A 1,893-nucleotide genomic window follows, 5' to 3' on the forward strand; every position below is an offset into this window, starting at 1 on the left:
TGTAAAAAACGTCCATCAGGCTTTTGCGACAGCCTCTGAAGGCCGGGGTTTCAAACCCTAGTCAGATTTTTGATGAATCACCGCATAAGCCTGATAACCTTGCAGATACCGATCGATACCGGGATTAATGCCGGCCGCCGGCAAGGCTTCCATATAACGGCTATGCGACAAGCCACGAATCAGGAGACGTTCGCGTGGTGCAATCAGTAAATAGCCACCGCTGCGGCCGTAACGGTTACGGATATAGTCATCGAGAAAATTCGGTGCACGCAGCCCAGTGACCCCGGCCAGCGCGCCGATCACGTTTTTCTGCCTATCATAAACCGGCACCACCAAATGGAATTGAGCCTCATTGCTAAGCGAATCCAGCTGCGGCACACTGACGCCGGCCGAACGCTGCTGCAAGGCTGCCGCGACGGTTGTATTGCTCAAATAATTTTCGCCTACATGGGTTTGCTTGCTGTCCGCCACCACGATACCATCCAGCGTGCAGCAATGCGTAAACATAATAAGACAAGGAGCACATGCACACTAAAAATAGTAGACATGTGCTCAGAGTGATTTTTGCGTGGATAGATCGCCAAGGGCACAATCTCCATGCCATAGGATGATTTCCCCAATGATTCAGGTTCATAGCAAGAAAAAAAACTGACAAATAATTGCACCCAAATATGCTTCATGCAGCACGGCTGTGAGCGAGTATATTAAACAAGCACAGGAGCAATCCACGCTACCCCTGCCTCGACTACCTCATTTTTTTAATTTTTTGTTGGACCTCTTCCCCATCCTGAAGATGGCTGTCGCAAAAGCCTGACGGACGCCTTTTTCCACCGCAAACATACGCCGCGGGGTTCCTGCCAAAAGTTCGCAGGAACGACGTGATGGCCGACTGGACTAATAATGCCGATTGAAAACCCGTTTACGACCTCCTCTGAAGCGCCGCGCTTTCTTCAGATCTGATAAATACCTGAAAACAGGTAGTCCTTATCAAGGTAATCCGGTATTCGTGAGAGCCATTTTTTTCCTTAAGCTGAGGCACTGAGCAAACGAGATGGCTGCGACCAATGGGACAGACGACCCCGATCCAGGAACAGCGCAGTTTCCTGCCTTGTAGCGCCAAATCTGTGCCAGCTATCAATAAACATTCATAGGGGGAGAAATGGAAACACTGCTCAATGCGCCATCAGCCTTGGAACGCGATTTGATGTTCTCGGATGCTGCTTATGCTGAGAAGAACCTGCCCGCTGCCTTACTATCTTTGCCGTCAATGGTTGCTTATGCCGCCAAACAACAGCTGGATAAAGCATTGTGGCAAGAGTCGCTCAGCGCATTGGAATCGCAGATGGTGTTTACTCGTCGCAAGCTTAAAATCGATGAAAAATTATACCTTTATGGCGAGCGGTTTGAACGCTTGTACTTGGTCAGCTCTGGCTTATTCAAATTAATGAATTTGAGTGTCGATGGACGTGAGCAAGCGATCGGCTTGTATTTTAAAGGCGATTGGCTGGGTTTTGACGGCATCTCGGGCGGATGCTATAGCTGTTCCGCCGTTGCACTTGATCGCAGTGAGGTATGGGTCGTCAATTACGAACGTCTGCTGCAAATTGGCATGTCGGAACCGCGGCTGCTGCGTTTATTATTCCGTGCCATGGGCATGCAATTGGGCCAGCATCGCAATTGGATGCTATCGATGGGTACCTTGCCGTCGGATGCGCGGGTATGTGATTTTTTACTGCAATGGGCCAATGCGCTGGCCGAGCGCGGTTTGCGTACTGATCAATTTAATGTGCATTTGAGTCGGGCCGATATTGGTAACTTAAAGTGGCCCCCTAAGTCCAGACAATTATTCAAAGAGTTTAAGATAGTGCCTGTTTCTGCCACAGCTGCGCGGCG

General features: G+C 49.8%; 2 protein-coding genes. One reads left to right on the forward strand and one right to left on the reverse strand.

The genetic code is table 11. The annotated features are described in order from the left end of the window. Positions 1 to 57: 57 nt before the first annotated feature. Positions 58 to 507, reverse strand: coding sequence for a hypothetical protein (locus QN359_RS19635; RefSeq protein WP_323493375.1), 450 nt, complete (start codon positions 505 to 507; stop codon positions 58 to 60). A gap of 652 nt (positions 508 to 1,159) precedes the next feature. Here QN359_RS19635 and QN359_RS19640 point away from each other — a divergent pair. Next, positions 1,160 to 1,893, forward strand: a 734-nt coding sequence (locus QN359_RS19640; RefSeq protein ID WP_323493374.1) for a Crp/Fnr family transcriptional regulator, incomplete at its 3' end; no start/stop codon positions are given.

The organism is Undibacterium sp. 5I2 (assembly GCF_035019605.1).
In the GTDB taxonomy this organism is placed as follows: domain Bacteria; phylum Pseudomonadota; class Gammaproteobacteria; order Burkholderiales; family Burkholderiaceae_D; genus Undibacterium.

Excerpts from the sequence above, each read along its gene's own strand:
- QN359_RS19635 (WP_323493375.1), bottom strand. The coding sequence starts at position 507 with ATGTTTACGCATTGCTGCACGCTGGATGGTATCGTGGTGGCGGACAGC.